Origin of the sequence: Carboxylicivirga marina (assembly GCF_016612505.1) — a bacterium.
Lineage (GTDB): Bacteria > Bacteroidota > Bacteroidia > Bacteroidales > Marinilabiliaceae > Carboxylicivirga > Carboxylicivirga marina.
The window spans coordinates 1-4,187 of sequence record NZ_JAENRR010000122.1 but is presented as its reverse complement, the minus strand read 5'-3'; the positions used below and the strand labels follow the sequence as shown (position 1 = coordinate 4,187).

The window sequence follows — 4,187 nt, the reverse complement described above, 5'->3', positions numbered from 1 at the left end:
TCAATAGGCAGCAAGGAACTAAAAGTAATTATAACCGCTGCAATAGTGGTCCAGTTTTGGAACGAAAAGAGCAGTTTTACGAGTGATGGTTTTCAGCTTTTGCTTCAGCTTCTTCCAACTTTTGTCGGACACCACTAACTGATACTTGCCTTTTTCACCTTTCCTGTAGGCCGGTACAAAGCCAAACCCTAAACAGATAAAGCATACAGGGCGACGAATGCCACTTTTTCCACGATTGATGGGTAACTTGAGTTTGTTCTTTAAGAACACTTAAACACAGCATTACCTGCTAGACGGGCTGCTCCTTTCGACTTAGTGTAAATACTAAAGTCGTCGGCATAGCGGACAAACCGAAGACCTTGTTGCTCCAGCTCTCTATCCAACTCATGTAACATGATGTTTGATAATAAGGAACTTATCGGACTGCCTTGAGGTACGCCTTTTCTACGCTTGACTAGTTTTCCATTAATTAATATCGGGGCACGTAGCCATTTGCGGATAAGGCGCATGGTGATAGGGCACTTAATCTTACGATACACCAATTGCAACAAGTTACAATGGTCAACTTCATCAAAGAAGGTTTTAAAATCGATATCTACAATATCCTGATAGCCCTCGTTGATGTAGCTCTGTGCTCTAATAACTGCTTGATGAATATTCAGGGAATTCGCTTTTAAGCATTTTAACCACCTCCCCACTTCGTGGTACTCCTCCTTGGCAAGGATGAGAGGGATGAAAAACCGTCCCCTCCTGAATTTTAGGAGGGGTGCCGACAGGCGGGGTGGTGTAATTAGTTTTAAAAGCAATTTCCCTAATAGCAATAGGAATCTTTATAACACTAAATTTTCTTTTTTACAAAGCACTTAACGCTTATTACAAAAACGAATTTGGTAAACAGATGTGGAAACTAGGTGGAGCGAAAGTTTACTTCTGGCAAGGTTCAATATTTGTTAGTACTGCTGGTACAGCATTAGCCATGTATCTTTTAAAATGGGCCAATGTTATGGCTTTTTAAAAGTTTAAACTGAACAACTTGATGTCTGCCTCAATAGCATCAATAAAAGAACTGGAATAGATAAGATCTATAGGATACCCTTCGGCGTGGCGAGGTGCTGCGCCGAAGGGTAGTATTGTTCGCTTTTACAAATCAAAAACGATAGTCATGTTTTTAGTTGAACCAACAAAGGCGTTGTTAACCCTGTAAGTCAGGTCTTTTTCATCAGCCCTATACGACACAATCACACTGCTTTGAGGCTCCAGTATCATCTTTTGGTCTTGACGGTCGTTGGCTTGCAGTACAAAGGGAATATCCGAAACATTGCTTAACTCGGCATAGTACCATTCAACACCTTTTTTCTCGACCTGTCGAAATGCAGGCTGTAATATTAAGGCATTTTTAAGGAGCGCCTGCATCAACTCCTCTTTACCGGCCAGCGTATTACCAAACCAGGCAATGGTATTACCAGCAAAAAGGGCTTCTTTCACACTTTGCTTGGTTCTTTCTTTGGCAAAAACCAGGGTCATTGGCCGGTGGGCATAGCGTTCCGACAAATCGTACTTTAGGTTTATGGGCGCATGAATATCTGAATTACCAAAAACCGTCAGCTTCTTTTCAGTACACCAGTCGAGGGCAATGGGATACCATTCATTGGCATTAGCCACTTCAATACCGTGCAGCCTATTTTTACTTATCAGTTCAGTATAAAAGTCCCACCACTTGGTAGAATCAGGCTGCTGTCTTTTCCAACCCGGATGATTCCAGATGATGAAAGCCCCCTGCCTAACCGCCTCTTCAATAGAAAGAGAAACATCTTCATTTTCAATTGGATTGGCATCCTCAATAAAAAGTGCATTAAAATGCCCTGGAGGCACCTTATTTTTAGTGATCTCCGTTCCTTTAATCAAGATGATGTTCTTCTCGACTGCTTGTTTTAGGGCGAGCTTATAAGCTGTATTATGGTCGGCACTAAGGTGTTTCTTATGGGGTAAGTATTCAATATGATCAGTGATGGCTATCACATCCAAACCTTCGCGCCAAGCCTCCTCTACCCTTATACCTGGCCACACCTGTCCGTCGGAAAACATGGTGTGAATATGAAAGTCGCCTTTAAGAGTTTGGTAACCGGGTATATTGGGTATGCGTATATTCTTTCTTAGCTGAGGCTTTACAAATACTTCATTTTCCTGATGGTTGATATCCACCTGTGCCCAGACTGTTGAACTCATAACCAGTAGCAAGCCTATAAATAACTTATCTCTCATCTTTTCTATTTAAAACATTACTAAGCATTTGATTGACATTTTAAAGATATCAATAAAAAGCATTCTCAAAGTATGTGACCCTATGTGTTTGCAACAAAAACCTTGATGATACCTACTTCTTTCTTCGTCACTTTTGCTGCATCACTTGTTTGCCTTAGCATGCTAAGTGCTCCGGGCCATCTAGTGGTCTGCACCGGCACAACCTCGCTGGGAGCGTAGTTGTACCGAAGCAGGTACGATGCAGGTACGAAGCAGACCCGACGGAGACCCGACGGAGAGGCGACGGAGAGGCGACGGAGAGGCGACGAAGCATCAAAGAAGTACCGAAGAAAGCGAAAAGTATTGTCCTACCAAGCGATGCCATTTTACCAGTTATCCGGCTGTAAATTAATTCTTAATCACTAGGTAGCGATTAATATATTCTTCTACAGATGCCCAGTACACTTGTCTTAAGCCGTTGGCCTTTTCATTTTATTCATCAAATAGTGACTCTAAAAGGATTCACGATCAACGCTTCACTCCAATTGCATTAAAAGGGCATTTTAATTAAACGAATAGCTTCTGTTGCATAACGTTCTCCTAAGCGTTGATAGCCCTCAGGCGTATAATGTAAAGCATTCTGCCTGTCTCGCCCCTTGCCATCTACTCCATCATTGAGGTCATCGTATTAATCCAGGCTCCCAGTGGGTAAGATTCGGCAAATGATTGTTGGATATCTCGTATCATGGTCCAGTGCGGACACTTTTTATTATCCATTCCAAAATCGCTTAGGCGTCCACAAACAAAATTAATCTCATCGAATTGCAAATCGGCTTGTAATTGAGCCAGTATACCTTTCAGGCTTTCCTCATAGCCTTCGCCTTGTGAATCCTTGGCATCTCGCTCTCCCTGCATCCAAATAAAGGTGACTGTTTTTATATGGATCAGGGTAACAAATGAGTTGGTCTTTTACCTTTTAATTCTTTCCATATAATGTTGATTACGCTCATCACTATCGCCATACTTCTTCCTTACTTCCTCTAGCTTAAGATGCATCTCCCTCCTCACTTTTTCATATTCAGGACTATCATATACATTACGCATTTCACCAGGATCATTTTCTAAATCATACAGTTCCCAGGTATCTGAATCGTGATAAAAATGAATGATCTTATAACGATCAGTCCGGATACCATAATGACGTTGAACCCGATGCTCACCCGGATACTCGTAGTAGGTGTAATAAATCGCATCGCGCCATTTATCAGATTCCCCGTTAACTATCTGACGAAAGGATTCTCCCTGAATATCGGCAGGAATATTACCACCAGCATAGTCCAGAAAAGTAGGCGCAAAATCCAGGTTCTGAATCAGTTTATCACAGTTTGTACCTGGTTTAATCTCATTGGGGTAACGCATTAAAACAGGTGTTCTGAACGATTCTTCATACATAAATCGCTTATCAAACCAACCGTGTTCTCCCAGATAAAAACCCTGATCAGAAGTATAAACAACTATCGTATTGTCGGCCAGGTCATTCTTATCCAGATAGTCTAATAATTGTCCCACACCATCATCAACAGACTGTATGGTACTCAGGTAATCTTTCATATAACGGTTAAACTTCCACAATGCCAGCTCTTTTCCTTCAAGTTTTAAACCCTTAAATTCTTCAATAATTGGTTGATAGTGTGCATCCCACGCTTTTCTTTGTGCTGAATCCATACGCTCATACATGCGTTGAGCGGCTTTTCTGTACCTCCCTTTGATCTCACCTTCCTCATCCAGCATCTTTAAATCATACACCAGGTCCATGTGCTCCAGTATACCCATTTCATGACCTGCAGCTGCTATTCGTCCTTCATAATTATGGGTGCAGATCTTTCATTACGCAAATTTGATCAAAAATTGCTCCCGCCTGTTAGTATGTAAACAACTAAATATTA

At 41.6% G+C, this 4,187-nt stretch carries 4 protein-coding genes; all 4 read right to left on the bottom strand.

Features of this window, described 5'->3' with window-relative positions; translation table 11 throughout:
* Positions 1-260: 260 nt before the first annotated feature.
* The 4 genes from JIV24_RS21945 to JIV24_RS21930 all read right to left on the bottom strand — a co-directional run bounded on the left by JIV24_RS21945 (position 261) and on the right by JIV24_RS21930 (position 4,074).
* Positions 261-821 (bottom strand): reverse transcriptase domain-containing protein, encoded by a 561-nt coding sequence (locus tag JIV24_RS21945; protein WP_234445921.1) that lies wholly within the window; start codon positions 819-821, stop codon positions 261-263.
* Between the two features lie 319 nt (positions 822-1,140).
* Positions 1,141-2,262 carry an Sb-PDE family phosphodiesterase gene (locus JIV24_RS21940; RefSeq protein ID WP_200467227.1) on the bottom strand — a complete coding sequence of 374 codons (1,122 nt, stop codon included), beginning with the start codon at positions 2,260-2,262 and terminating at the stop codon, positions 1,141-1,143.
* Between the two features lie 642 nt (positions 2,263-2,904).
* The gene (locus JIV24_RS21935) at positions 2,905-3,156 is read right to left on the bottom strand and encodes a sialate O-acetylesterase (protein ID WP_200467226.1); all 252 of its coding nucleotides are present in this window, start codon (positions 3,154-3,156) and stop codon (positions 2,905-2,907) included.
* A gap of 54 nt (positions 3,157-3,210) precedes the next feature.
* Positions 3,211-4,074: a sulfatase/phosphatase domain-containing protein gene (locus JIV24_RS21930; RefSeq protein WP_200467225.1), complete on the bottom strand. Its 864-nt coding sequence runs from the start codon at positions 4,072-4,074 to the stop codon at positions 3,211-3,213.
* Positions 4,075-4,187: the final 113 nt, after the last annotated feature.